This is a genomic window from Cedecea sp. P7760, from assembly GCF_013386425.1.
Taxonomy (GTDB): domain Bacteria; phylum Pseudomonadota; class Gammaproteobacteria; order Enterobacterales; family Enterobacteriaceae; genus Cedecea; species Cedecea selenatireducens.
Window position 1 is genome coordinate 113016 of record NZ_JACARU010000006.1, and the last position, 26987, is coordinate 140002.

Consider the following 26987-nt stretch of genomic DNA (forward strand, 5'->3'; position numbering starts at 1 on the left):
TTTTGGGGGATAAATGAGCGCGGGAAGCCCAACTTTCACTTTACGCCGGGCGGCGGTGTTGACGCTAACCAGCCTTTGGCTGGCAGGCTGTACGAGCAATAATAACACCCAGGCACCGATCAGTTCCGTTGGCGGCAACGGCAATGCTTCAGGCTCTTCAACCGGCAGCCTGCTGGTGACTAAGCCACCGACAATGTCTACCCCGGTTCAGCAACCGCAGATTCAACCGGTTCAGCCCGTTCAGCAGCCGCAAATCCAGCCCGTTCGTCAGCCTCAGGCCCAGCCCGTCGCCTCCGAACCTGTGCATACGGAAAATGGCCGCATCGTCTACAACCGCCAGTATGGGAATATTCCCAAAGGCAGCTATGCGGGCGGCAGCACCTACACCGTTAAGCGCGGCGACACCCTGTTCTATATTGCGTGGATTACCGGGAACGACTTCCGTGACCTGGCCCAGCGTAACAACGTAGCGGCACCGTATGGTCTCGAGGTGGGGCAAACCCTTCAGGTGGGCAACGCATCCGGGACGCCAATCACCGGTGGCAACGCGGTTACCGCAGCCGATGCCCGCGCGCAGGGCGTGACTACGCCAGTTGAACAAAACTCGACCAGGGTAGTTGCTTCTAAACCGACAATTACGTATTCTGAGGATTCAGGTGAACAGAGTGCTACCAAAATGTTACCGGGCAATAAGCCAGCTGAGACTGTCGTCACAGCACCGGTTACGGCACCTGTGGTTAGCTCTACCGAACCAACCGTCAGCAGTACGTCTAACAGCTCGCCAATCTCGACCTGGCGCTGGCCGACCGACGGTAAGATCATCGAAAACTTTGCGGCGACCGAAGGGGGCAACAAAGGTATCGATATCGCCGGCAGTAAAGGACAGGCAATTATCGCGACTGCCGCAGGGCGCGTGGTATATGCCGGTAACGCACTGCGCGGTTACGGTAATCTAATCATCATCAAACACAACGATGATTATCTGAGTGCCTACGCCCATAACGATACAATGCTGGTCCGGGAACAAGAAGAAGTTAAGGCGGGGCAAAAAATCGCTACCATGGGTAGCACCGGAACCAGTTCTACACGATTGCATTTTGAAATTCGTTACAAGGGGAAATCCGTAAACCCGCTGCGTTATTTGCCGCAGCGATAAACCGGCAAGACATTCATTGAGTGTATTGCCCAGGGATCACGGGTAGGAGCCACCTTATGAGTCAGAATACGCTGAAAGTTAACGAGTTAAACGAAGACGCGGAATATGATGAGAACGGAGTTGAGGCTTTTGACGAAAAAGCCCTTGTAGAAGAGGAACCCAGTGATAACGACCTTGCAGAAGAAGAGCTGTTGTCACAGGGTGCTACACAGCGTGTACTGGATGCGACTCAGCTTTATCTTGGAGAGATCGGTTACTCTCCATTATTAACAGCCGAAGAAGAAGTTTACTTTGCTCGCCGCGCACTGCGCGGTGATGTAGCCTCCCGCCGACGCATGATCGAAAGTAACCTGCGTCTGGTGGTCAAGATTGCCCGTCGTTACAGCAATCGCGGTCTGGCTTTGCTGGATCTGATTGAAGAGGGTAACCTGGGGCTTATTCGTGCCGTTGAGAAGTTCGATCCAGAACGTGGATTCCGTTTCTCAACGTACGCCACATGGTGGATTCGTCAGACCATCGAACGGGCAATCATGAACCAAACCCGTACGATTCGCCTGCCGATTCACATTGTGAAAGAGCTGAACGTTTACCTGCGTACCGCTCGCGAACTCTCCCATAAGCTCGACCACGAGCCGAGTGCGGAAGAGATTGCCGAGCAGTTGGATAAACCGGTTGATGACGTTAGCCGTATGCTGCGTCTCAACGAGCGCATTACCTCGGTAGACACCCCATTGGGCGGTGACTCTGAGAAAGCGCTGCTGGATATCCTCGCGGACGAGAAAGACAACGGACCGGAAGACACCACGCAAGACGATGATATGAAACAGAGCATCGTGAAGTGGTTGTTCGAACTGAACGCTAAGCAGCGTGAAGTGCTGGCTCGTCGTTTTGGTTTGCTGGGTTATGAAGCTGCAACGCTGGAAGATGTGGGTCGTGAAATCGGCCTGACTCGTGAACGCGTTCGTCAGATTCAGGTTGAAGGCCTGCGCCGTCTGCGTGAAATCCTGCAGACTCAGGGGCTGAATCTCGAAGCGCTGTTCCGCGAATAACAAAGTTTCCATCAAAAAGGCCAGTCAGCGATGACTGGCCTTTTTCTTTTGCCTTCCGCTACGGGGAGGGGAACTACACCAGGCTCTTCAGCCGGTAAATCCACTCCAGCGCCTGGCGAGGAGAGAGCGAGTCCGGGTCCAGATTTTCCAGCGCTTCAACGGCCGGAGATGTCTCTTCTGCCGCAACCAGCAGCGACATTTGCGTGCCGTCTACCTGGCTTGCTGACGCATTGCCGGAAATGCTCTCCAGCTCGCGGAGCTTCTGGCGCGCACGTTTAATCACGTCTTTTGGCACGCCCGCCAGCGCGGCGACGGCCAGGCCATAGCTCTTGCTGGCCGCACCGTCCTGCACGCTGTGCATAAAGGCGATGGTATCGCCGTGCTCCACGGCGTCCAGATGCACGTTAGCCACGCCTTCCATTTTTTCCGGCAGCGTGGTCAGCTCGAAGTAGTGGGTAGCGAATAACGTGAGTGACTTGATACGGTTTGCCAGGCTTTCGGCGCAGGCCCAGGCCAGCGACAGCCCATCATAGGTCGATGTCCCTCGGCCAATCTCATCCATCAGCACCAGGCTGTGTTCCGTGGCGTTGTGCAGAATATTGGCGGTTTCGGTCATTTCGACCATGAAGGTTGAGCGGCCCGAAGCCAGATCATCAGCGGCGCCCACGCGCGTAAAGATGCGGTCCACAGGCCCAATTTCTGCCTGCTGTGCCGGCACAAAGCTGCCGATATAGGCCAGCAGCGCAATGAGCGCGGTCTGGCGCATATAGGTACTTTTACCGCCCATATTTGGGCCGGTAATAATCAGCATTCTGCGCTGAGGAGAAAGGGTCAGTGGGTTAGCGATAAACGGCTCGCTGAGCACCTGCTCCACCACCGGATGGCGACCGCCGACCAGTTTAATACCGGGTTTGTCTGTCAACGTTGGGCAGGTGTAGTTCAGGGTATAAGCACGTTCGGCCAGGTTCACCAGCACGTCCAGCTCCGCCAGCGCGGTGGCGCTTTTTTGCAGCGCTTCCAGGTGCGGTAGCAGCAAATCAAACAGCTGGTCATAAAGCTGTTTCTCCAGCGCCAGCGCCTTGCCTTTGGAGGTCAGTACCTTGTCTTCGTATTCTTTCAGCTCGGGAATAATGTAGCGCTCGGCGTTTTTCAGCGTCTGGCGGCGAACATAGTTGATCGGCACCAGGTGGCTTTGACCGCGGCTGACCTGAATGTAGTAGCCGTGCACGGCGTTAAAACCGACCTTCAGCGTATCCAGGCCCAGGCGCTCGCGCTCGCGAATCTCAAGGCGATCCAGGTAGTCAGTCGCGCCGTCGGCCAGGGCTCGCCACTCGTCCAGCTCTTCATTGTAGCCCGGTGCGATTACGCCCCCGTCACGCACCAGCACCGGCGGTGATTCGATAACCGCGTGTTCCAGTAGCTCACGCAGCTCCACAAATTCGCCCATTTGCTCGCGCAGGGTTTGCACATAGTCGGTGCTAACGTCAGACAGCGTTTCGCGCAGCGCGGGCAACTGCTGGAAGGCATAGCGCATACGTGCGAGGTCGCGCGGGCGAGCGGTGCGCAGGGCCAGGCGGGCGAGAATACGCTCAAGGTCGCCGACCTGGCGCAGCGTTGGCTGAATTTCCGCGGTACGTTCCTGCAGGGCGGCAATAGTTTGCTGACGTTTGGTAAGCACATCGACGTTGCGCACCGGCATATGCAGCCAGCGTTTGAGCATACGGCTGCCCATCGGCGTGACGGTGCAGTCCAGCACCGAGGCCAGCGTGTTCTCCACGCCGCCGGACAGGTTCTGGGTTATCTCCAGGTTACGTCGGGTGGCGGCATCCATAATGATGCTGTCCTGCTGCCGGTCCATGGTCACGGAGCGAATATGCGGCAGAGAAGTGCGCTGGGTATCTTTCACGTACTGCAACAGGCACCCGGCGGCGCAAAGCGCATGGTGGGCGTTCTCGACGCCGAAGCCGGTCAAATCACGCGTACCGAACTGCAAATTCATTTGCTGGCGTGCGGTTTCAATCTCGAATTCCCAAAGCGGGCGGCGGCGCAGGCCGCGGCGGCCATCAATCAGGCTCATCTCCGCGAAGTTTTCCGCATACAGCAGCTCTGCCGGATTGGTGCGCTGAAGCTCAGCCGCCATGGTTTCGCGGTCTTCTGGCTCAGTAAGGCGGAAGCGCCCGGAACTGATGTCCAGCGTGGCATAACCAAAGCTTTTGCTGTCCTGCCAGATAGCCGCCAGCAGGTTGTCCTGGCGCTCCTGTAGCAGCGCTTCATCGCTGATGGTGCCCGGCGTGACGATACGCACAACTTTACGCTCAACCGGCCCTTTAGAGGTAGCCGGGTCGCCAACCTGCTCGCAGATAGCGACTGACTCACCGAGATTGACCAGCTTCGCCAGGTAGTTTTCTACCGCGTGATGCGGCACACCGGCCATCGGAATAGGTTCACCCGCGGAAGCACCCCTCTTGGTCAGCGAGATATCCAGCAACTGAGAGGCGCGCTTTGCGTCGTCATAGAACAGCTCGTAAAAGTCACCCATACGGTAAAACAGCAGGATGTCAGGGTGCTCGGATTTGAGACGCAGATACTGCTGCATCATGGGCGTATGGGCGTCGAAGGTTTCGCTAGTGCTCATGGCGTGGTGATGTCCATTTCTTTGAATTTTAAGTGGTTAGTGATTTTTTTGGTTCTCATTGTTGCTCACTAATACGGAATAAACTGTTCAGGGAAATCGTCCCGCAGATGGCCCATGATAACGGAGTATCAGGGGCAGGAAAACAGCGGAGGTTTGCGTGGATCGGGGCATCGCGTTTAGAAACATATTTTTCTCCGTTCAGCCAGGAACTGAATTTTTTGCCAGCCACTTACCAGAAAACATCCCAACATCGGAGATAACCATGTTTTCTGCAGTCGGTCAGTCAAATCGCATTCAGCCCGCCGCCCTTAACGCCAGCGGAAGGATTCATCCTGATATTAACATTAAGCCGCCGGTGAACGATCCCGTTCAGGCGCTGGCAAACCTGTTCCGCGATAACAAGCTTGCCTATCTGGGCGATGTGCATGGTCAGCTTGCGATCCCTGAGTTTGTCGGACATGCCATTCCCGAGTTGAAAAAGGCTGGAGTAGATCTGCTGGCGATAGAGTTTGTGAAGTACAGCGATAACGCCTTGTTTCGCGAAGCGCTGGCGCATGGCAAAGAGGCGACAAAAAACTTCATCATGAATGCCTGGTCAAAACACGGTGAGGCCTGGGTGGATAAGGTTGCCGGGGCAGTTTATGAAGCGCACAAAGCCGGCATTTCCGTCGCCGGCATTGACCGGCATATTCCCGGTGCTGCGCCCAAAACGCCGATGGAAGCCATCAAATATATGAACAAGCGGCTGGCGCTCAATATTGCCTGGAACGCTGCGACAGAAAAGGAAGAGCGTGCCATTGGCGCTCGTAAAACGCTGGTCTGGGGCGGCGGTGGTCATTTTCATCATAGCCGTGAGCAAGGGCCTAAAGATATGCGCCCTGGCCCCGTGGTTTCCTTCAGTGTGAGCGATAAAGCCCCTGGCTGCTCGCTGAACGATAAGGACGACAACAGCCACCTGGTGATTAATTTCCCGAAATAAAAATAGCGGGGAGTCTCAGCTCCCCGCCGTCGACAATTCTATTAAGCTGCTGCGCCGCCCGCTGAGTATTCACTTTCCTTTGTTTATTGTTGGAAGGGACGTGAAAAAATTGATAACCGGGGAATAAACTTCCATTTCGTTCGTCCTATGTGCTCAACAGCCAAATGCCGTTTCATCATTGTGAGCCGAACCTATGCGAGAACCCCGTCCGTCTTTCTGCGCGTTGTTTAAAAATTTGCGCTATCCGCAGCAATTTTTGCTGCGTAGCGCCGTGATAGTCGCCATTCCGTTAGCCCTTTGCCTGCTGTTTGCCTGGGCGTGGGGAGCCCTGACGCCGGGGCGTTTATCCCCCGACAAGCTGGTTAATGCGCTGGAAAAAACGGGAGGGGAGCATCCCGGCTATCGTCGCAATCATGCCAAAGGCGTCTGCGTGGCGGGGTATTTTGACTCCAACGGCAGCGCCAGCGCCCTGTCAAAAGCAACGGTGTTTCTGCCTGGCAATACGCCAGTTATTGGGCGTCTGGCGATTGCCGGCGGTAACCCCAACGCGCCTGACGGTGCGGTTCCGGTGCGCAGTATGGCGCTGCAGTTTATCACCCGCGATGGCCAGGAGTGGCGCACGGGGATGAACGCGCTGCCGTTCTTTAGCGTTGCTACACCTCAGGGCTTCTACGATCAGCAAATGGCGGGTATTCCCGATCCTAAAACGGGCAAACCCGATCCGGCCAAAATGAAAGCTTTTATCAGCGCTCACCCGGAGGCAAAGCCGTTTTTTGCGTGGGTGAAGAGCTATGTGCCAACGTCAAGCTGGGCCAGCGACAGCTACAACAGCCTGAATACCTTCTTGTTTACCAATAAAGCAGGGGACGTTCGCGGCGTGCGCTGGAGTATGCAGGCGCAAACTCCTGGCGTGCCGGTGACGGCGGAAGACAAAGCTAACCCGTTGTTCCTTCAGCAGGACATCAGGCAGCGCCTGCAGCAGGGGCCGCTAAAATGGGATTTAATTATCAGCGTGGCTGAAAAGGGAGACGCGACCAATGACGCGACAAAAGCCTGGCCCGATAGCCACCAAAAGCTTAACGCAGGCACGCTGGTGCTGACTTCCGCACAAGATCAGGCCGACGGCGGCTGCCGCGACATTAACTACGATCCGCTGATACTGCCGGATGGCATCTCTGGCTCTGACGATCCGCTGCTGAGTGCCCGCTCTGCTGCTTATTCGTCATCCTTCAATCGCCGCACGCATGAAGAAGCTCAGGCAAACAAAGGAGCAGGATTATGAACAAGGTGACCTATTTTCACCCGCTGCTGCGCGTTGTTCACTGGGCGATGGCGCTGATGATTATGGCGATGTTGTTTATCGGCGTGGGTATGGTGTCCACCGTGTCAGGTCTGCACGCGTTTTTATACTCGTTGCACAAACCCCTTGGTGTCGCCATTTTGCTGCTGGTTATTCTGAGGGTGTACCTGCGTCTGCGCTATAAAACGCCGTCGCTCCCGGCTCATTTACCCGCTTTTCAGGTGGTTGCGGCACATTTATCCCACTGGTTGCTGTATTTGCTGATGGCGGCTCAACCGCTGGTAGGCTGGGCTATGCTTTCTGCTGCGGGCTACCCGGTGACGTTAGGGGCCGGTATAACATTACCGGCGCTGGTGGCTAAAAATATCGAACTCTATGCGTTGCTGCGGCCGCTGCACACGGGGCTTGCGCTGCTGCTTTTTGTCACCGTTATCCTGCATCTGACTGCCGCACTGTTCCATGCGCTGCTGCTGCGTGATGGGGTGTTCAGCAGTATGACGGGCTACAAAGGCCGTGGTTAACGTCGCGCAGCGGAGTAAATCATGTCAACACTGAGCGAACAGGAAATACGGGAAATGCTGCCGCATCTGCAGCGTTTTGCCTTATGGCTCACGCGTAATCCTCATTCCGCAGAGGATTTGGTGCAATCCTGCCTGGAAAAAGCTTTTACGCGAAAAAAGGATCTGGCCGATCGAGAGAGCCTGCGCAGCTGGCTGTTCTCGATCCTTTATCGGCATTTTATTGATGGTGAACGGCGTAAAAGGCGCTACCAGCGCATTTTGTCGCTGTTTACCGGTGATGAAAACCAGGTCGCCGCCTCAACGGAAGAGATGCTGATCAATGACGACATGCTCGCTATCTTCAGCCAGCTCCCGGTTGAGCAGCGCGCGCTGCTGTTACTCATCAGCGTTGAAGGGCTGAGCTATAAAGAGGCGGCGGAGTCGCTGGATATTCCTTTAGGTACCGTGATGTCACGCTTATCACGTGCCAGAAAACAGCTGCAAAAGTGGGATGAGGATACGTCATCCTCCCCGGCGTTAAGGAGATTAAAATGAAACCGCTCCTTCCTGAAGAACAGGATCTCCATGCCTGGGTTGACGGGCAGCTGGATGAAGAGCGCAAAAAGTGGGTTGAACACTATTTGCAGCAGCATCCGGAGCTGGCAGCACAGGTGAGAAAATGGCAGGCGGATGCCCAGCGCCTGCGCCTCTCTGTTGATGAGTATGTGCCCCAGGTTTCTTCTGCCAGCGCGGAGGTGAAGCTGGTTCGCCAGCGGATCCGCCGCAGCCGTCAGTGGCGTTTTGCCTTTGCCTTTAGCCTGCTTTTTGCCGTGGGTATCGGCGGCGTGACCGGTTGGCAGCTGCATGCCAGTGAGATTTTGCGGCAAATGCTGCCGATGGAGGATGCCGTGCAGGCCTACCGGCTGGTGAACAACGGCAACGTTAAGGCGCTGGACGTTGTTGCCAGCGATCGAGATGCGGTAAACGGCTGGATGAGCCGCTACTTTATTGATGGCGCGCAGGCTCCTAACCTGGATAATTACGGTTTTACGCTGGTGGGCGGGCGCTTAATGGTTACCGAGCAGGGCCCGGCAGCGCTGGTAATTTACCAGGACGCGCAGGGAACGCGTGTCGCCTGGTATATCCGGCCTTCAGGCTCAATAACCCTGGGCAAAGGGGAGCGGCAGGCCGATAACCTCAAGGCGCAATACTGGAGCGATCGTCGCTATAACTATGCGATGGTAAGCCCGGCTAACGACAGCCAGACGGCGGGGCTACAAAAAGCGGTGCAGCAGTATGCAGGCGATGCCAGCTCGATTTAACACCGCTGCCTGTTTATTCGCCAATACCAGAAAAAATATACCATTTTTGCCGGAAGGACTTATCCTGAATGGAGTGAAGCGGCGCCCGGACTCCCCGACGCTGCTTCTGTCATTCCTGAAGGATAAAACATGGTATCTACACATATTGGCTTCCCGACCGAAACGGTGGCGGTGTTTCTTGCGCTCTCGGTGGGTGCCATTTTCATCGACCTCTTTATGCACCGCAAGGACGAGCCCATCTCGCTGAAAAGTGCCGCATTGTGGTCGGTATTCTGGGTTGCAGTGGCAATGCTTTTTGCCGGTTTTTTGTATCTTCATCATGGCGCAGAAGTCGCCAGCCTGTTTGTCACCGGCTACGCGCTTGAGAAGGTGCTTTCGGTCGATAACCTGTTTGTGATGATGGCGATTTTTGCCTGGTTCGGCATTCCGGATCGCTACCGACACCGCGTGTTGTACTGGGGCGTTATCGGCGCGATCGTTTTCAGGGGCATTTTTGTGGCTATCGGCACCGGGCTGCTGTCGCTGGGGCCCTATGTTGAAATCGTCTTTGCGCTGATTGTCGCCTGGACGGCGGTAATGATGCTCAAAGGCAACGATGGGGAAGACGAAGTTGAGGATTACTCTCAGCATCTGGCTTATCGGCTGGTAAAACGCTTTTTCCCTATCTGGCCAAAGCTTGCCGGGCGCAAGTTTCTGCTTAGCCAGGCCGAAGTCGACCGGGAGCTGGAGAAGCCAGAAAACCAGGCCATCACCGTTGGGCGAGTCAAAAAAGCCGCGCTTTATGCTACGCCTCTGATGCTGTGCGTGGCGGTGGTTGAGCTTTCTGACGTGATGTTTGCTTTTGATTCCGTCCCTGCCATTATTGCCGTCAGCCGTGAACCGCTTATCGTCTACAGCGCAATGATGTTCGCGATACTTGGCCTGCGTACTCTCTATTTCGTACTGGAAGCGTTAAAACAGTATCTCGTTCACCTGGAAAAAGCGGTGGTGGTGCTGCTGTTCTTTATCGCCGTTAAACTTGGGCTTAATGCCAGCGAACACATCTGGCATCATGGTTACAGCATTTCGGCCACCGCCAGCCTGTACGTTGTGCTGGGTGTGCTGGCCGTGGGCATCATCCTTAGCGTGATGTTCCCGGCAAAAGCTGAATCAAGCGACAGTAAGAACTAAGCAATTGAAGGACGCCTTCAGGCGAAGGCGTCCTGATGACGCGACTCAGAGATGTTTGTCGAGGCGTAATCTTTCGATAGGTGAGCGGCGGCGAGGCCTGGAGCGATGGAAATAGCGCCAGTGGTAATCCCTTGCGGCGGTCAGCAGCTCATAGTCCCCTCGTGAATCTCCCCATGCGCGCAAATGAAGCTGATTCAGCGGGCCATAGACCTGCTCCAGACGCTGAATTTTCTGGTCGCAGCGGCAGTTATGGCCGTTAATGCGGCCGGTCAGCATGCCATCAATCACTTCAAGCTGAGTACCAATAAGCTTAACGCCAAGGCGTTCGGCGAACGGTTGCAGCACGATAGCCGGAGACGCAGAACACAGCGTCACTTCGGCGCCAGAACGCAGCTCGGCGGCGACCGCCATAAGCCCGCGCGGACGCATCATTTTTTCGAAGTTTTTCGCGCAATAAACTTCGGCTTTCTCTTTAACCCACTGCTCGTTGACGCCGGTTAAGAAGGTTGAGATCAGCACTTCTTTTAATTCATCTCGGGTCAGTTTCCGGCGCAGGCATTTGAGCGTCGGTAATACCATGCGCATCATTTTGCGTGCAAAGGTTCTGCGCCCAAACGCAAACCGCAGGAACGGGACAAAGCTATCGCTATGGGTTAGCGTACCGTCGAAATCAAAGACCGACAGTACGCCAGGCGAAGGATCATTCATAACAACCATAGTTTCCCAAATTTCCCTTTTATCTGTACGTCGCGAGGGGATCTTGCGAACGATAGTGAAATTATAAACTTTTAAATCCCGCTACGGAAACCGTCGCGAAATGTGATAGGGTAGAGCAATGAACAGAAAACACACCGCCTTTATCGTTACCCGTTGGTGGCTGTCTCTTTAGAGGCGGCAGGAATTCGTTCACCCTTTTCTAATAGCCGCCGGAAGGCGGCTATTTCGTTTTATCCGTTCGCCCTCCGGCCAGATTTATCAGTCTCAGGAGGCATTTATGAACAGCTCACATCCTTTGCAGCAAACCATTCTTACCGGCGATCGCCCAACCGGGCAGCTTCACCTCGGGCATTATGTTGGCTCACTTCGCCAGCGCGTTCAGCTTCAGCACCAGCATCAACAGTACATTCTGGTAGCCGACCTGCAGGGATTAACCGATAACGGCAGCCGCCCTGAGCGCGTCGCAGGGAATATTCTGGAGGTGATGGCGGACTATCTGGCGGTGGGCATTGACCCGCAGAAAACGACTATCTGCCTGCAGTCCTCGCTGCCCGCGCTGGCTGAACTCACCATGCTGTATATGAACATCGTGACCGTCGCTCGTGTGGAAAGAAATCCGACGGTGAAAAGCGAGATTGCGCAGAAAGGTTTTGCCCGCTCTCTGCCTGCCGGGTTCCTTGTTTACCCGATAAGCCAGGCCGCCGATATCACCGCTTTTAAGGCGGCTCTGGTCCCGGTTGGCGACGATCAGCTGCCGATGATCGAACAGACCAATGAAATCGTGCACAAGATGAATAGCCTGACGGCGACGCCGCTATTAACCAGCTGCAAGGCGCTGCTTAGCCCGGTAAGCCGCCTGCCGGGCGTTGACGGCAACGCCAAAATGTCAAAATCCCTGGGCAACACGCTCACCCTTTCTGCCAGCGAGCAGCAGATTCACCAGGCGGTGAGCGCCATGTTTACCGACCCGGATCATTTGCGCGTCAACGATCCGGGAAAAGTTGAAGGTAACGTGGTGTTCACCTACCTGGATGCATTCCATGAAGACAAAGAGAAAGTGGCTGCGATGAAGGAGCACTATCAGCGCGGTGGCCTGGGCGATCGGCAGTGTAAAAACGAGCTGGAAACCTGCCTGCAAAATCTGCTGGCGCCAATCAGAGCGCGGCGAAATCGTTTTATTGAGGACAAGGCGTATCTGAGCGAAGTGCTGAAGGCCGGGAGTGAAAAAGCACGGGCACTAACCCAGCAAACGGCTGATGAAGTGAAGCGAGCTCTTGGGTTGCCGATATTATTTTAAAGGCAGAAGGGCAAAGAGAGGCATACTCAGATGGGGAATTATGGATTACCATTATTGGGAAACTTTCGCGAACATTCACAGGGACAGCCCATCAGATGCGTTATTCAGCCGCAGCACTTCTTCCTATCCTGGTTTTACTCTCCGCCTGTAGCAGTAAGCCGAAAACCGCCGAACAGCAGCAAACAAGCGGCACGCCGTCGGGTGGTTTTCTGCTGCAGCCGCAGCACGATGTCTTTATGCAAACCGGGGACTTCGCTAACAACCCGGAAGCAGAGAAATTCATCGACAAAATGGTGAATGAGCATGGCTTCGACCGCCGCCAGCTGCATGAAGTGTTGTCCCAGGCTAAACGTCTGGACTACGTGCTGCGCCTGATGGATCAGCAGGCGCCGACTACCGCCCCACCGGCCGGGCCGAACGGAGCGTGGCTGCGCTACCGCGGTAAATTTATCACCCCGGATAACGTGCAAAACGGCGTTAAGTTCTGGAACCAGTACGAGTCTGCGCTGAACCGTGCTTACCAGGTTTATGGCGTGCCGCCGGAAATCATCGTCGGGATTATCGGCGTTGAAACCCGCTGGGGCCGCGTGATGGGGAAAACGCGTATTGTGGATGCCCTGGCTACGCTTGCCTTTGCTTATCCACGCCGCGCGCAATACTTTGCGGGCGAACTGGAAACCTTCCTGCTAATGGCGCGTAATGAAGGTGATGACCCGCTGGCGCTGAAGGGCTCTTTCGCCGGAGCAATGGGCTACGGGCAGTTCATGCCTTCTTCGTTTAAAGAGTACGCGGTGGACTTCAACGGCGACGGCCACGTGAACCTGTGGGATCCGGAAGACGCTATCGGCAGCGTGGCGAACTACTTCAAAGCCCACGGCTGGGAGAAGGGCGACATGGTTGCCGTCCCGGCTAACGGCCAGGTACCGGGGCTGGCTAACGGCTTCAACACCAAATACTCCGTGGCGGCACTTGGCCAGTCCGGCCTGAGCCCGCAGGGTTCTTTAGGCAACCATCAGGAAGTGAGCCTGCTGCGCCTGGATATGGGCGATCGCTACCAGTACTGGTACGGTCTGCCGAACTTCTATGCGATTACCCGCTATAACCACAGCACCCATTATGCGATGGCGGTGTGGCAATTAGGGCAGGCCGTGGCGCTGGCCCGCGTTCAATAAGTGATTTTATCGCCCTCGTAGGAGGGCGATAAGCACGGACTATAAAATGCCTGCCTGATGAAAATCATGCAGGTTGATAGCCCCGAGCAGCCTGCCGTTTTCATCCACCACCGGCGCGGCGCTAATGCGTTTCTTCATTAAGATCTCTTTGGCATCTATCGCCCTGGTTTCGGCCTTTAGCACCGTGCCGTGTTTTGTCATGGCTTCGTTGATGCCGGCTTCTAGTTTGCCTCCCCCTACCAGCCAGCGGCGCAGGTCACCGTCGGTAAAGACCCCGGCCACTCTTTGTTCTTTGTCGCAGACGGCAACCAGCCCCAGCCCCGTGCGGCTTAGCTCCAGCATGGCATCCATCACCGTGGCGCGGTCTGCGACCTGCGGCAGCCGTTCTTCGGTCCGCATCAGGTGATGCACCCGGTTTAGCAAACGCGCGCCTAACGCACCTGCAGGGTGTGAGCGGGCAAAATCCTCTTCGTTAAAACCGCGCTCCTGCATCACGGCCATTGCCAGCGCATCGCCCATCATTAAGGTGTTCACCGCACTGGAGGTCGGCGCCAGACGCATAGGGCAGGCTTCGCGTTCTACCGAAATATCCAGCGAGGCAAGCGCGGCTTTGGCCAGCGGCGACTGGGCTTTGCCGGTAATCGCAATCAGCGTCACGGCCTTTTCCTGCAGGCGAGGAATGATTAAATCCAGCTCTTTCGCATGGCCGGAATAGGAGATAAACAGCAGGATGTCGCGGCTTTCAATCATCCCCAGATCGCCGTGTAACGCTTCTGCAGGATGGACGAAGAAGGCTGGCGTGCCCGTGCTGGCAAGCGTTGCGGCGATTTTCTTGCCGATATGCCCGGATTTGCCCATGCCGGAGACAATCACTTTCCCCTGGCAGGTGAGCACGGCATTGGCGGCGGCAACAAAGCTTTCTCCCAGCCTGTCCGGCAGGCGGCTCGCTTCCTGTAACTCCAGCAGCAGGGTTTCTCTTGCGGCGTTAATCATTCGCTGATTCATCTTCTTCTCCGGTGACAATCACTTTCACGCCCTTTTCGCGCAGCGCGGTGAGGAATTCATGGCTAATGCCGCTGTCGGTGATGATGGTATCGACGCTTTCCAGGCCGCAGACGATGTTCGGGCTTTTTCGACCAAACTTTGAGGAGTCTGCCATCAGAATCACTTCGCGGGCTGCGTTACACATCGCTTTGCTGACGGTATAAACCTCGTTATAGGTCGTGACCCCGGCGTTGAGATCGATGCCATCGGTGCCCATAAACAGCCGGTCAAAGCTGAAGTGCTCGAAGGCGTTTTCCGCCAGCTGGCCGTGAAACGAGGCTGATTTCTTACGGAAGGTGCCGCCGGGCATCAGGATGGTTTGTTCGTTATCCAGCTCAGACAGCGCGTTGACGATATGCAGGCTATTGGTCATCACCGTGATGTTATTGAAGCGCTGAAGCAGCGGCACCATCTGTAATACGGTGCTGCCCGCGTCAAGAATAATGGAGTCACCATCATGGATGTACTTGACCGCCGCATCGGCGATTTGCTGTTTTTGCAGGGTATTGATCAGCGTTTTGTGATCAATCGGCGGGTCGGGTTCGTCCTTGCTGAGCACTACGCCACCATAGGTGCGAATAACGGTCCCGGCAGTTTCGAGCAGCACCAGATCTTTACGGATCGTGGTGCCGGTGGTTTGAAAGTGCTGCGCGAGATCTTCTACCGAGCATTTTCCCTGTTTTTGCAGGTGTTCGAGGATCGCCGCCTGTCGTTGACGTGGTTTCATAGGCTCTTATTACCTTGCAATAAATTTCGATTCGGTAATTTCGCAAGCAATAAGCATTCGAAACGAAATTAACCCTGTTTCAATTTAAGCGCTAATGATAGAGCATTCTGACAGTTCCGATCATGGGGAAAGATCACATCAGGCTGCAATTCCTGCCGATTCATGCCGTGTAGCTGAGATAAAGGCTGTGGCAGCGCGAAAACCGTCAGGCCTTTCATTATCAGGCTGTCGCGAACGTTCTGCTGCTCGTCAAACGCCAGGGCGATCACCACCCGAGGCCTGAAGCGCCCGGACGAGCGGCCAACGCCAACGGCGCCCTGTCGGCAGAGTCGGTCAAAGGCCCGGTTAAACAGGCGAATCTGCCAGCCGCCGAGCAGTAACTGGCTTAGCCACGCGATCGTTGCGAGGGCGATAAGGGCGTTTATCATGATGTTTCCTCCCTGGGTTCCCCCATTCCCTAAAAGAAGGGGGAACCGGTGACCTGATGGTTAAAACATGACCTGCCCGCCGGTGACGTTAATCGACTGCCCGGTACAGTAAGAGGCTTTATCGCTGGCGTAGAACAGCAGCGTGTTAAGCACGTCCTGATAGTCGCAGCCGCGCTTTAAGGGGACTTTGTCGATGTAGTATTGCTCCACTTCGTCAGCGGCGATGCCGAGCTTTTCCGCGTACTGAGGCAGCAGCGACTGGAACATCGGCGACTTGAGCAGGTTACCCAGCATCAGCGCATGCACCGTGATGCCGTATTCCGCCAGATCCAGCGCTAACGACTGTGTCAGCCCCACGCCGCCAAACTTCGCCGCGCTGTAGCCGGAGTTATGCTTGCTGCCCACTTTGCCGGACTTCGAGTTGATCTGGATGATGCGGCCTTTGATGCCGTCACGGATCATCAGGCGCGAGAACTCTCTGGCGCACAGGAAGTAGCCCACCAGGTTCACCTGCAGCGAACGATCAAAATCCCCCAGCGCGAAATCGCCAATAAACGCCGCTTTGGCGATGCCCGCGCTGTAAACCAGCAGGTCAACCTGGCCGAAAATCTCATCCACGCCGTGGGCCAGGGCGGTAACGCTTTGCTCGCTGGTGGCGTCAGAGCCAAATCCCCAGGCGGTGCCTGGCCCGTACTGTTCGTTTATCTCCTGCGCCACGCGGGCGGCTTTCTCACTTTGGATATCCACTACGGCGACTTTGTAGCCTTCCTGGGCCAGCCCATGGCAGAGAAACGCCCCAAGCGTTTGCCCTCCACCGATGACAACGGCAACCTGATTCATACTTCACTCCTTTTCTTTAAAGACAATGTTTATGCGACAAACTTCAGCCGACAGCCCGGCTCAATGCCCTGCGGCAGCGGGCCGTTGACGTGAACGGTGCCCGGATATTCCGCCTGTGCCTCACCGTCGAAGCGCAGGGTGATGTGCCCCAGCTCCTGCAAATTCTGCTGCGCGACGTCCCCGACGGCGGTCACGGCATAATGCTGGCCGTTAAGTTCAAAACCGATGCCCGGTTTAAGCTTGCCGGTGAGTTCGCCGTGGCAGTGGATAAAGCAGTAATCCTGAATATCCGCCGGCGCGCCTTCCCGAAAGGTAATCAGCATGTTGTCTTCCAGCGCCTCACGAGCGCATCGACCAATGTGGGTGATGGTGGTCTGGTAAATGGTTTGCATGTTGCGCTTCCTTATTGATAGATGAAGCCGGACACCAGCCAGGCAATAAGCACGGTGGGCGCGCCCGTCAGAAAACGCCCGACCAGCACGGAAGGAACGCCGACGCGCACCGTGTCCTGCCTGGCTTCAGCCAGCGACAGGCCAACCGGAATAAAATCGCAGGCGGCCTGGGCATTAATCGCAAACAGCGCGGGCAGCGCCAGGTGAGGAGGGATATGCCCCTGACCAATCTGCACGCCAATCAACACGCCGATGACCTGCGCGATGACTGCGCCCGGGCCGAGGAAAGGTGAAAGCAGGGGAAACGAACAAATCAGGGCGAGGGTAATCAGGCCGACAGGATTGTTGGCCAGCGGAGCCAGGCCATGCGCAATCCAGTCGCCCAGCCCGGAAGCCATGATGATGCCAATCAGCGCCGAAACGAACGCCATAAAAGGCAGTATCGTTTTCAGAACCGTATCGATAGTGTCGCGCCCGGCCTGGAACAGCACGGCGACGGCGGAGCCCATTCCCATGCCCACTTTTGCCAGCAGGCCGTCGCTTTGTTCGGTAATTTTTTTGCTGGTGTCGTAGTCGCGTGCCGGGGCTTTTTTCAGCCCGGCCTGCGGCTCGCCCTGGGCCCAGGCGATGTTTTCTTCCCTGACGCCTGAGACATAAATATCCTCCACGATGTATTGCGCCATTGGCCCGGATTTCCCGGTCGCATGGATATTTATCGTCGGAATGCGCCGTTTAGGGTAGAGCCCGCAGCGCAGCGTGCCGCCGCAGTCGATGATGGCCATGGCAATCTCGGCTTCCGGAGGCTCGCCGTCTTTAAAACCGTCTACTGCCTCGCAGCCGGTCATTTCACTGAGCTTATCCACTATTGCTGGGCGCGTCCCCGCGGTGATGTATACGATCTTCTTGCTCGGGTCGACCGGGATAATCAACGGGCCGCCCCATCCGCCCTGGCCTTTTTCAATACGAATGCTTTGAGTCATGATTTTTCCTTAGAGACGTACCTGACGTTCCAGCTCGATACCCATTTTTTTCTCGAAAATGGAGGTGGTGAGATCGGTTATCCAGCCGCGGAAGAAGTTGGTGACCAGCCCGACCAGCAGATAGCTCACCGCGAGCGGCGCCAGCGGCAGGCCCAGCGTCGTCAACCCGCTGGCTATCCCGAGATAAACAAACAGCTCGCCGGGGTTGATGTGGGGAAATAAACCGTTCATCGAATGGCAGCTATACGATGCGGCGGCGTAATAGCTCGGTTTGTACTTCTCAGGCATGAAGCGGCCAAGGCTGAGCGTCATCGGATTGCAAAACACGAAGGTGCCGATGCAGGGCAGCAAGAGGTAACGCGATACGGGGTTGCCGGCGCAGCGTTGCGCCATGCGTTCAATGCGGTGCTGGCCGATGAAGTTAATCAGCGCGTTCATTATCACCAGCAGGCTTATCAGCAGAGGAAGAATACCGGTCACCATGCCGGTAAAGACCTCCCCGCCTTTCTGAAACAGGCCAATAAACCATTCCGCCCCGTGGGTAATCATGTCGATCATTTTTAGCTCCTGTAGGGTTATGTGCTCACCGTTGATCCCGGCGATGGCTCATATTAATCATTTTGAAACCTGTAAATATGTTATTTAGATCTCATTGTGAAATATAAAACTATCGATTTGAAAGCTTTTGGGGTGTGAAAGAATCGGTGAAGCTTTTGCTTTGCTGACGGATGAGCGAAAAAGAGGTCGATTGAGGGTTCGTTTATCCCGAGGTGTAAAACAGAAATTTACAAGGTCGGCTCGGTAGATTATGTTATGTTATAACGAAACAATATTGGTGTCGGTATGTCCGCTGTTGCTCCCTCTTCCTTATTCAGCCTTTCCTGGCTGCTGCGCGTGGCCCTTGTGGCAGCGCTGATCCTCATACTTTGGGGCGCCATTCACTGGGCGGTTATCCTGCCATGATCGAATTGAAGAACCTTGAGCTGGGCTATTACGGCAATGTGGTGGTGTCGGCTATTAGCGGCCGATTTCAGCGGGGCAGCATGACCGCAGTCATCGGGGCTAACGGCTGCGGTAAATCGACGCTGTTAAAAACCTTAGCCGGGCTGCTGCCGCCGATTTCCGGTCGGGTAAACTTTCAGGACGATGCCCGGCCGCGTATCGCCTGGCTGCCGCAGCTGGGTGAAATGGACAGGCAGTTTCCCGCCACGGTTTATGACGTGGTTTGCATGGGAAGCTGGCCGGGGCGCGGGCTATTTTCTGGCCTGCGTCGTAAGCACCGTGAACGCGTGATGGAAGCTATTGAGCGCGTGGGCTTAACCGAGCATTACCTGCGTCCGATTGAGGTGCTCTCCGGGGGGCAGTTTCAGCGCATGCTGTTTGCCCGCCTGCTGGTTCAGGACGCGCCGCTGGTGTTGCTTGATGAGCCGTTCACCGGCGTGGATGCACAGACCAGCGAATTTTTGATGGAACTGATGTGCCAGATGCATCGGGATGGAAAGACGCTTATCAGCGTGCTGCATAACAACGAGCTGGTGCGTCGCCATTTTCCTGAAGTCTTGCTGCTCACGTCAGATGGTTACCAGTGGGGCAACGTCGACGAAGCCTTAGCGCAATACGCTTCCTTTCGCCCACGGCTGGTACAAACCGCATGATTTATCACCTCTTTATTGAGCCCTTTGTGGCCTACGGTTTTATGCGCCGGGCGCTGGTGGCCTGCCTGTCGCTTTCCCTGAGCACCGTTCCTCTTGGCATTTTTCTCCTGCTGCGGCGCATGAGCCTGGTGGGGGATGCGCTTTCTCACGCCATTTTGCCCGGCGTCGCCGTGGGCTATTTAGTGGCCGGTATGTCGCTGGTGGCGATGGGCGTCGGAGGGTTTGTCGCCGGCGTGCTGGTCGCTTTGCTTTCCGGCTGGGTGAGCGCGAGGACGCCGTTAAAAGAAGATGCCAGCTTTGCCGGATTCTACCTTGGTTCGCTGGCGCTCGGCGTGACGCTGATTTCTTTGCGCGGTTCAAGCGTTGACCTGCTGCATCTTCTATTTGGCTCGATTCTCGCCGTTGATGGCGAGGCCATTAAGTTTGTGGGCCTGATTGCGAGCGTGACGCTGATTGCGCTGGCGTTGCTCTATCGCGGGCTGGTGATGGAGTCGTTTGACCGCAGTTTTTTACAGGTCAACAACCGGCTGCTGCCGTCGCTGATCCACGGCACATTTCTGGCGCTGCTGGTGCTTAACCTGGTCGCCGGTTTTCAGATCCTCGGCACATTAATGTCCGTGGGCCTCATGATGCTGCCCGCCATTGCCGCGCGGTGCTGGGCTAAGACGCTGCCGGGGTCGATCGCGCTTGCCGTAGTGTGCGGCCTGATTTGCGCCTGGTTAGGGCTGGTGTGGTCTTTCTACGCCTCGTTACCCGCCGGGCCGGCCATCGTGCTTACGGCGAGCGTCGCATTCTTTATCTCAATACTTTTCGGACCGCGCAGCGTGCTTGCAGGGAGCCTGCTGCGTAGGAAATTGGCAATCATAAAGGGGGTTAAATGAAACGTTTAGGGATAGGTATTGCGCTGGCACTGGCGCTTTCCAGCCAGATGGCTGCGGCTAAAACGCTGAATGTGGTGGCAAGCTTTACCGTGCTGGCCGACATGGCTAAACAGGTTGGCGGTGAGCATGTGAAGGTCACCAGCCTGGTTGGGCCGGATGGCGACCCGCATAGCTTCGAGCCGTCGCCAAAAGACAGCGTGGCGCTGCGCAACGCGGATGTGGTGATTGTTAGCGGGCTAGGCATGGAAGGGTGGATGGATCGCCTGGTGACGGCATCCGGCTATAAAGGGAAAGTTATCGTCGCTTCGCAGGGGATCAATACCCGCAGTATGGAAGAGGACGGCAAATCTATTACTGACCCACATGCGTGGAACAGTGCGGCAAACGGGGCAACCTACGCGGAAAATATCACCGCGGCGCTGGTTGCAGCCGACCCACAGGATGCAGCGGCTATCCGCAAAAGCGGTGATGGCTATGCAGCACGCCTGAAGCAACTCGATAGCTGGGCGAAAAAACGCTTTGCGGATGTGCCTCAAACTCACCGTAAGGTGCTGACCAGCCACGATGCGTTCGGGTATTTCGGCGAAGCTTATGGCGTGACGTTCCTGGCGCCGGTGGGCTTTTCAACCGAAGCGCAGGCGAGTGCCAGCGATGTTGCTTCTCTGATTAAACAGCTGAAAGATGAACATATCTCCACCTACTTCATCGAAAATCAGACCGACCCACGCCTGGTGAAACAAATCGCAGGCGCAACAGGTGCGAAGCCTGGCGGTGAGCTTTATCCTGAGGCGCTTTCAGGCCCTGGCGGCCCGGCAAGCACCTACGAAATGGCGTTCAAGCACAACGTGAACACCATCGCCAACAGCATGAAATAGTCCTCTCCCTCCGGCCAGCTTTCGCTGGCCGTTTCAATTCTGGAACCTTTCCCGAGCATCCTGATGTAATCCCCTGCAACGCCCGTAAAATGCTATCGTGTTGGGTAATGATATGTCTACAATCGGAGCCAGCATGACAGACAGCGCATTGTTTGAGCTAAGCAAGCGGGTAGGGAATGCCCTCGGGCAGCTTGGGGCCACCGTGACCACCGCAGAGTCCTGTACCGGCGGCTGGATAGCGAAAGTCATTACCGACGTGTCGGGGAGTTCAGCCTGGTTTGAGCGGGGCTTTGTGACCTACAGTAATGAAGCCAAGCATCAGCTGATCGGCGTAAATACGCTGACGCTGGAGGCGTATGGCGCCGTCAGCGAAGGCGTGGTGCTTGAGATGGCGCAAGGCGCACTTGCCGCAGCGAAAGCTGATTATGCCGTGTCCGTCAGCGGTATTGCCGGGCCAGACGGTGGCAGTGATGAAAAACCGGTGGGTACCGTATGGTTTGGCTTTGCTGAAAAGCAGGGCCGAACGTCGGCAAAGATGCAGCGCTTTGACGGAGACCGGGATGCCGTTCGTCGGCAAGCGACGGAATATGCCCTGCAAAGCCTGTGGAATGATTTTCTAAAAAATAAACTTGATACTGTATGACTGTACAGTATAATTGCCTCAACGAAACAGTATTGAGAACGCGGGGTTGCGAATCATCGCATCACTCAGCATGACAGGAGTAGAAATGGCTATCGACGAAAACAAACAGAAGGCGTTAGCGGCAGCACTGGGCCAGATTGAAAAACAATTTGGTAAAGGCTCCATCATGCGCTTGGGTGAAGACCGTTCCATGGACGTGGAAACGATCTCTACCGGTTCACTTTCTCTGGACATCGCGCTGGGCGCAGGCGGCCTGCCAATGGGCCGTATCGTAGAAATCTACGGGCCTGAATCTTCCGGTAAAACGACGCTGACCCTGCAGGTTATTGCTGCCGCGCAGCGTAGCGGTAAAACCTGTGCGTTCATCGATGCCGAGCACGCGCTGGACCCGGTATACGCTAAGAAACTGGGCGTTGATATCGACAACCTGCTGTGTTCCCAGCCGGATACCGGTGAGCAGGCGCTGGAAATCTGTGACGCGCTGGCACGTTCCGGCGCGGTTGACGTCATCATCGTCGACTCCGTTGCGGCGCTGACGCCAAAAGCGGAAATCGAAGGCGAAATCGGCGACTCTCACATGGGCCTTGCGGCACGTATGATGAGCCAGGCGATGCGTAAGCTGGCGGGTAACCTGAAGCAGTCCAACACGCTGCTGATCTTCATCAACCAGATCCGTATGAAAATTGGCGTCATGTTCGGTAACCCGGAAACGACCACCGGCGGTAACGCGTTGAAATTCTACGCATCTGTCCGTCTCGACATTCGTCGTATCGGTGCGGTGAAAGATGGCGAAAACGTCGTCGGCAGCGAAACCCGCGTGAAGGTTGTGAAAAACAAAATTGCAGCGCCGTTTAAACAGGCTGAATTCCAGATCCTCTACGGCGAAGGCATCAACTTCTACGGTGAGCTGGTTGACCTGGGCGTGAAGCACAAGCTGATTGAAAAAGCGGGTGCCTGGTACAGCTACAACGGCGAAAAAATCGGTCAGGGTAAGGCAAACGCCAGCAACTTCCTGAAAGAGAACAAGCCGATGGCAGATGAGATTGAGAAGAAACTGCGCGAAATGCTGCTGAATAACCAGGACGGCACGCCAGACTTCACGGTAGATGACCACAACGAAAACGCGGTCGAAACCAACGAAGACTTCTAAGTAATACAAAGGGCCGCTAACGCGGCCCTTTGTGCTTTCTCCCACCCTGATATCGACCTGTGCCACACGACCCTATGCCCGATAACATCACCTCCCCCCGCCGTAGTCCCTTTGCCCGTCTTTTGGATAAGGCAACCCGTATTCTGGCCATGCGCGACCACAGCGAGCACGAACTGCGCCGTAAGCTGGCTACGCCTTCTGCCTTTGCGGCCAAATTTGCCAAAGAGGATGAGCCTGAGATAGCGCAGGAGGATATCGATAAGGTCATTGCGTGGTGTTATGAACATCGCTGGCTGGACGACGTCCAGTTTGCGTCACGCTTTATTGCCAGCCGTAGCCGTAAAGGTTACGGGCCACAGCGTATTCGCCAGGAGCTGAAGCAAAAGGGCATCGATCGGGCCATTGGCGAGTCGGCAATGATGGCCTGTGACATTGACTGGCAGCCGCTGGCGCGCGAGCTGGCCGAGCGAAAGTTTGGCACACCGCTGCCAACGGAGTGGCAGGCGAAGGCGAAAGTGCAGCGTTTTCTTCTCTATCGTGGCTTCTTTATGGAAGACATTCAGGAGATCTGGCGAAATTTTGCTGATTAGGGCCACACTGGATTTTACTTCCCACGCCAGAAAACTTATCTTATTCCCACTTTTTTCCAGGTAAGCTGGCCTGAGCCGTCCGCGTTACGGCCGTCATGGCAGGTTTACAACTCTTCGTTAGCTTGATTCCAGGATAATTATGAGCAAGAGCACCGCTGAGATCCGTCAGGCGTTTCTCGATTTTTTCCATAGTAAAGGCCACCAGGTTGTAGCGAGCAGCTCCCTGGTCCCGAACAACGATCCGACTTTGCTGTTTACCAATGCCGGGATGAACCAGTTCAAGGATGTCTTCCTGGGTCTCGACAAGCGTAATTATTCCCGCGCCACAACCTCTCAGCGTTGTGTTCGTGCAGGCGGCAAGCACAACGATCTGGAAAACGTCGGTTACACCGCACGTCACCATACCTTCTTCGAAATGCTGGGTAACTTCAGCTTTGGCGACTATTTCAAACACGATGCGATCAACTTTGCCTGGGAACTGCTGACCGGTGAAAACTGGTTCGCGCTGCCGAAAGAGCGCCTGTGGGTGACCGTCTACGAAACCGATGACGAAGCCTATGAAATCTGGGAAAAAGAAGTCGGTGTGCCGCGCGAGCGTATTATTCGCATTGGCGATAACAAAGGCGCAGCCTTTGCATCCGATAACTTCTGGCAGATGGGCGACACCGGTCCTTGCGGTCCGTGCACCGAGATTTTCTTCGATCATGGCGATCACATCTGGGGCGGCCCACCGGGCAGCCCTGAAGAAGACGGCGATCGCTATATTGAGATCTGGAACATCGTGTTCATGCAGTTTAACCGTCAGATTGACGGCACTATGCTGCCGCTGCCAAAACCATCGGTGGATACCGGTATGGGGCTGGAGCGTATTGCGGCCGTACTGCAGCACGTTAACTCCAACTACGATATCGACCTGTTCAAAAAGCTGATTCAGTCCGTAGCGGAAGTGACCGGCGCGACCGATCTGTCTAATAAATCCCTGCGCGTTATTGCGGACCATATCCGTTCCTGTGCGTTCCTGATTGCCGACGGCGTCACCCCTTCTAACGAAAACCGTGGCTACGTTCTGCGCCGCATCATTCGTCGCGCTATTCGTCACGGTAATATGCTGGGTGCGAAAGACACCTTCTTCTACAAGCTTGTTGGGCCGTTAGTCGAAGTGATGGGTTCTGCAGGCGAAGAGCTGGCAAAACAGCAGGCGCTGGTTGAGCAGGTTCTGAAAACCGAAGAAGAGCAGTTCGCTCGTACGCTGGAACGCGGCCTGGCGCTGCTGGACGACGAGCTGGCGAAGCTGAAGGGCGACACGCTGGATGGCGAAACCGCTTTCCGCCTGTATGACACCTACGGTTTCCCTGTGGATCTGACGGCTGACGTTTGCCGCGAGCGCAACATTAAAGTTGACGAGGCGGGCTTTGAAGCCGCAATGGAAGAACAGCGTCGTCGTGCGCGTGAGTCCAGCGGTTTTGGTGCAGACTACAACAGCATGATCCGTGTAGATTCTGCTTCTGAATTTAAAGGCTACGACAGCCTCGATCTGAATGCGAAAGTGACCGCGCTGTTCGTTGACGGCAAGTCCGTTGACCAGGTGACTGCGGGTCAGGATGCCGTCGTTGTGCTAAACGAAACGCCGTTCTACGGTGAGTCCGGCGGCCAGGTTGGTGACAAAGGTACCGTGAAAGGCAACGGCGTCGACTTCGCGGTCAACGACACCCAGAAATACGGCCAGGCGATTGGCCACCTGGGCAAGCTGGTTTCCGGCGTGCTGAAAGTGGGCGACAGCGTTGAGGCGAAAGTTGACGAAGCCCGTCGCGCTCGCATTCGCTTGAACCATTCCGCAACGCACCTTCTGCATGCTGCGCTGCGCCAGGTTCTGGGCACTCACGTTGCTCAGAAAGGTTCTCTGGTAAACGATAAAGGCCTGCGTTTCGACTTCTCTCATTTTGAAGCGATGAAGCCGGCTGAAATCCGCGCTGTAGAAGATATCGTCAACGCGCAAATTCGTCGTAACCTGCCTGTCGAAACCAAGGTTATGGATCTCGAAGCGGCGAAAGCGAAGGGCGCAATGGCGCTGTTCGGTGAGAAATATGATGACCACGTGCGCGTTCTGAGCATGGGGGACTTCTCCACCGAACTGTGTGGTGGTACTCACGCTTCTCGTACAGGTGACATCGGTCTGTTCCGCATCGTTGCGGAATCCGGTACGGCGGCTGGCGTGCGTCGTATTGAAGCTGTGACCGGCGAAGGCGCACTGGCTAATCTTCATGCGCAAAGCGACCAGCTGCACGACATTGCTCAACTGCTGAAAGGCGATAGTCAGAACCTGAACGAGAAAGTACGTTCGGTGCTGGAACGCACCCGCCAGTTGGAGAAAGAGCTGCAGCAGTTGAAAGAACAGCAGGCTTCGCAGGAGAGTGCAAACCTCTCCAGCAAAGCGGTTGAAGTAAAAGGCGTTAAATTACTGGTAAGCGAGCTGAGCAACGTCGAACCTAAGATGTTGCGCACCATGGTCGATGACCTGAAAAATCAGCTCGGCTCCGCCGTGATTGTTCTGGCCACCGTGGCAGAAGGGAAAGTGTCTCTGATTGCTGGTGTCTCCAAAGATGTGACCGACCGCGTTAAGGCGGGGGAACTGGTGGGGATGGTTGCACAGCAGGTTGGCGGCAAAGGGGGCGGTCGTCCTGATATGGCTCAGGCCGGTGGTACAGATGCGGCGGCACTGCCGGGCGCACTGGCCGGTGTTGAAGCCTGGGTTACGGCAAAACTCTGAAAATAACTAAAAGTGTATTGCGCCATAACTGTTCTCAGTTATGGCGTACTAACATTTACACATTATCAATAATGATAAAGTCAGGTTGAAGTTGTGTATATCGGCTAAACTTAGATATAACAGAGTGTAATGCTATGACAGAGTCCGTTTTATCTATTTGTCATCCGCTACATTTTCGCGTTATATGATGGATAATGCCGGGATACAGAGAGACCCGACTCTTTTAATCTTTCAAGGAGCAAAGAATGTTAATTCTGACTCGTCGAGTTGGTGAGACCCTTATGATTGGGGATGAGGTGACCGTGACTGTGCTTGGGGTAAAAGGCAACCAGGTACGTATTGGTGTTAACGCCCCGAAAGAAGTCTCTGTGCACCGCGAAGAGATCTACCAACGTATCCAGGCTGAAAAATCCCAACAAACGAATTTCTAAAGATATCGCGTCTCGCTGGGCTACAGCGAGGCGCACCTCTCCTGCAGTTTCCTTTCTCTCTCCAGTTAATACTCCTTTTGCTTCGTTTATCGTCGGGCCGTTTCTGCACGCTTATCGCCGTTTGCCTGTTGATAAAACACTCTTTTTGTCTCCAAATTACGCTAATCGAGCGTGATTTGTGCAATCGATAGCGAGTCGGGAAAAATTGTTTGACTTATAAGTCCCAGAAAGTAATATGTGCGCCACGCAGCGACGAGAAGCTCTTATGAGTAACTCGAAGCACTCGA

The 26987-nt window shown here is 55.4% G+C and carries 27 protein-coding genes; 18 read left to right on the forward strand and 9 right to left on the reverse strand.

Annotated features, from left to right (window positions below):
- Positions 1-13 precede the first annotated feature (13 nt).
- A complete protein-coding gene (gene nlpD, locus HX778_RS02140) occupies positions 14-1156 on the forward strand; it encodes a murein hydrolase activator NlpD (protein WP_176981187.1) in 1143 nt (380 codons plus the stop codon).
- A gap of 56 nt (positions 1157-1212) precedes the next feature.
- Complete coding sequence (gene rpoS, locus HX778_RS02145) at positions 1213-2205, forward strand: RNA polymerase sigma factor RpoS (protein WP_038479472.1); 993 nt, start codon at positions 1213-1215, stop codon at positions 2203-2205.
- Between the two features lie 73 nt (positions 2206-2278).
- Here rpoS and mutS read toward each other — a convergent pair whose 3' ends face one another.
- Positions 2279-4840, reverse strand: a complete 2562-nt coding sequence (mutS, locus tag HX778_RS02150; protein WP_038479475.1) for a DNA mismatch repair protein MutS — start codon at positions 4838-4840, stop codon at positions 2279-2281.
- Between the two features lie 262 nt (positions 4841-5102).
- Here mutS and HX778_RS02155 point away from each other — a divergent pair, with 262 nt between their 5' ends.
- The 6 genes from HX778_RS02155 to HX778_RS02180 all read left to right on the forward strand — a co-directional run bounded on the left by HX778_RS02155 (position 5103) and on the right by HX778_RS02180 (position 10111).
- The gene (locus HX778_RS02155; RefSeq protein WP_176981188.1) at positions 5103-5819 is read left to right on the forward strand and encodes a Type III secretion system effector HopBA1; all 717 of its coding nucleotides are present in this window, start codon (positions 5103-5105) and stop codon (positions 5817-5819) included.
- 193 nt (positions 5820-6012) lie between these two features.
- Positions 6013-7101 carry a catalase family peroxidase gene (locus tag HX778_RS02160; protein WP_255483316.1) on the forward strand — a complete coding sequence of 363 codons (1089 nt, stop codon included), beginning with the start codon at positions 6013-6015 and terminating at the stop codon, positions 7099-7101.
- Positions 7098-7640: a cytochrome b gene (locus HX778_RS02165; RefSeq protein ID WP_176981189.1), complete on the forward strand. Its 543-nt coding sequence runs from the start codon at positions 7098-7100 to the stop codon at positions 7638-7640. Before HX778_RS02160 ends, HX778_RS02165 begins: the two co-directional genes overlap by 4 nt.
- A gap of 21 nt (positions 7641-7661) precedes the next feature.
- Entirely contained in the window at positions 7662-8174 is a 513-nt protein-coding gene (locus HX778_RS02170) for an RNA polymerase sigma factor (protein WP_038479480.1), read from the forward strand.
- Positions 8171-8941 (forward strand): anti-sigma factor, encoded by a 771-nt coding sequence (locus tag HX778_RS02175; RefSeq protein ID WP_176981190.1) that lies wholly within the window; start codon positions 8171-8173, stop codon positions 8939-8941. The genes HX778_RS02170 and HX778_RS02175 overlap by 4 nt, the downstream gene beginning before the upstream one ends.
- A 129-nt stretch (positions 8942-9070) precedes the next feature.
- The gene (locus HX778_RS02180; RefSeq protein WP_061274723.1) at positions 9071-10111 is read left to right on the forward strand and encodes a TerC/Alx family metal homeostasis membrane protein; all 1041 of its coding nucleotides are present in this window, start codon (positions 9071-9073) and stop codon (positions 10109-10111) included.
- A gap of 45 nt (positions 10112-10156) precedes the next feature.
- Here HX778_RS02180 and HX778_RS02185 read toward each other — a convergent pair whose 3' ends face one another.
- Positions 10157-10828 carry an HAD-IB family hydrolase gene (locus HX778_RS02185; RefSeq protein ID WP_144244055.1) on the reverse strand — a complete coding sequence of 224 codons (672 nt, stop codon included), beginning with the start codon at positions 10826-10828 and terminating at the stop codon, positions 10157-10159.
- Positions 10829-11105: 277 nt separating this feature from the next.
- On the opposite strand from HX778_RS02185, the gene trpS reads away from it, so the two are divergent.
- Together trpS and mltB are read left to right on the forward strand one after the other, a co-directional pair.
- A complete protein-coding gene (gene trpS / locus HX778_RS02190; RefSeq protein WP_176981191.1) occupies positions 11106-12125 on the forward strand; it encodes a tryptophan--tRNA ligase in 1020 nt (339 codons plus the stop codon).
- Positions 12126-12220: 95 nt separating this feature from the next.
- Positions 12221-13297, forward strand: coding sequence for a lytic murein transglycosylase B (gene mltB / locus HX778_RS02195; protein WP_038479491.1), 1077 nt, complete (start codon positions 12221-12223; stop codon positions 13295-13297).
- Between the two features lie 39 nt (positions 13298-13336).
- Here mltB and gutQ read toward each other — a convergent pair whose 3' ends face one another.
- The 7 genes from gutQ to HX778_RS02230 all read right to left on the reverse strand — a co-directional run bounded on the left by gutQ (position 13337) and on the right by HX778_RS02230 (position 18266).
- On the reverse strand, positions 13337-14302 hold the full coding sequence (gene gutQ, locus HX778_RS02200) for an arabinose-5-phosphate isomerase GutQ (protein WP_176981192.1): 966 nt from the start codon (positions 14300-14302) through the stop codon (positions 13337-13339).
- On the reverse strand, positions 14283-15068 hold the full coding sequence (locus tag HX778_RS02205; RefSeq protein ID WP_176981193.1) for a DNA-binding transcriptional repressor: 786 nt from the start codon (positions 15066-15068) through the stop codon (positions 14283-14285). Before HX778_RS02205 ends, gutQ begins: the two co-directional genes overlap by 20 nt.
- A 68-nt stretch (positions 15069-15136) precedes the next feature.
- Entirely contained in the window at positions 15137-15496 is a 360-nt protein-coding gene (gutM, locus tag HX778_RS02210) for a transcriptional regulator GutM (RefSeq protein ID WP_038479500.1), read from the reverse strand.
- A 60-nt stretch (positions 15497-15556) separates the two neighbouring features.
- On the reverse strand, positions 15557-16336 hold the full coding sequence (gene srlD / locus HX778_RS02215) for a sorbitol-6-phosphate dehydrogenase (RefSeq protein ID WP_038479503.1): 780 nt from the start codon (positions 16334-16336) through the stop codon (positions 15557-15559).
- 29 nt (positions 16337-16365) lie between these two features.
- Positions 16366-16728, reverse strand: coding sequence for a PTS glucitol/sorbitol transporter subunit IIA (srlB, locus tag HX778_RS02220; protein WP_038479506.1), 363 nt, complete (start codon positions 16726-16728; stop codon positions 16366-16368).
- 11 nt (positions 16729-16739) lie between these two features.
- Complete coding sequence (locus HX778_RS02225) at positions 16740-17708, reverse strand: PTS glucitol/sorbitol transporter subunit IIB (RefSeq protein WP_038479509.1); 969 nt, start codon at positions 17706-17708, stop codon at positions 16740-16742.
- Between the two features lie 9 nt (positions 17709-17717).
- Entirely contained in the window at positions 17718-18266 is a 549-nt protein-coding gene (locus HX778_RS02230; protein ID WP_008458272.1) for a PTS glucitol/sorbitol transporter subunit IIC, read from the reverse strand.
- 401 nt (positions 18267-18667) lie between these two features.
- On the opposite strand from HX778_RS02230, the gene HX778_RS02235 reads away from it, so the two are divergent.
- The 8 genes from HX778_RS02235 (at position 18668) to csrA (ending at position 26700) form a co-directional block, all read left to right on the forward strand.
- Positions 18668-19363 (forward strand): metal ABC transporter ATP-binding protein, encoded by a 696-nt coding sequence (locus tag HX778_RS02235; RefSeq protein ID WP_176981194.1) that lies wholly within the window; start codon positions 18668-18670, stop codon positions 19361-19363.
- The gene (locus HX778_RS02240; RefSeq protein ID WP_038479516.1) at positions 19360-20244 is read left to right on the forward strand and encodes a metal ABC transporter permease; all 885 of its coding nucleotides are present in this window, start codon (positions 19360-19362) and stop codon (positions 20242-20244) included. Before HX778_RS02235 ends, HX778_RS02240 begins: the two co-directional genes overlap by 4 nt.
- Positions 20241-21119 (forward strand): metal ABC transporter substrate-binding protein, encoded by an 879-nt coding sequence (locus tag HX778_RS02245; RefSeq protein ID WP_038479519.1) that lies wholly within the window; start codon positions 20241-20243, stop codon positions 21117-21119. Before HX778_RS02240 ends, HX778_RS02245 begins: the two co-directional genes overlap by 4 nt.
- 133 nt (positions 21120-21252) lie before the next feature.
- Positions 21253-21762 (forward strand): nicotinamide-nucleotide amidase, encoded by a 510-nt coding sequence (gene pncC, locus HX778_RS02250; RefSeq protein ID WP_038479522.1) that lies wholly within the window; start codon positions 21253-21255, stop codon positions 21760-21762.
- 85 nt (positions 21763-21847) lie between these two features.
- The gene (gene recA, locus HX778_RS02255; protein ID WP_038479525.1) at positions 21848-22912 is read left to right on the forward strand and encodes a recombinase RecA; all 1065 of its coding nucleotides are present in this window, start codon (positions 21848-21850) and stop codon (positions 22910-22912) included.
- Positions 22913-22986: 74 nt separating this feature from the next.
- Positions 22987-23502: a regulatory protein RecX gene (locus HX778_RS02260; RefSeq protein ID WP_176981195.1), complete on the forward strand. Its 516-nt coding sequence runs from the start codon at positions 22987-22989 to the stop codon at positions 23500-23502.
- A 139-nt stretch (positions 23503-23641) separates the two neighbouring features.
- Entirely contained in the window at positions 23642-26269 is a 2628-nt protein-coding gene (gene alaS, locus HX778_RS02265; protein WP_038479531.1) for an alanine--tRNA ligase, read from the forward strand.
- Positions 26270-26514: 245 nt separating this feature from the next.
- Complete coding sequence (gene csrA, locus HX778_RS02270) at positions 26515-26700, forward strand: carbon storage regulator CsrA (RefSeq protein WP_008458257.1); 186 nt, start codon at positions 26515-26517, stop codon at positions 26698-26700.
- The last annotated feature ends 287 nt before the right edge of the window (positions 26701-26987 follow it).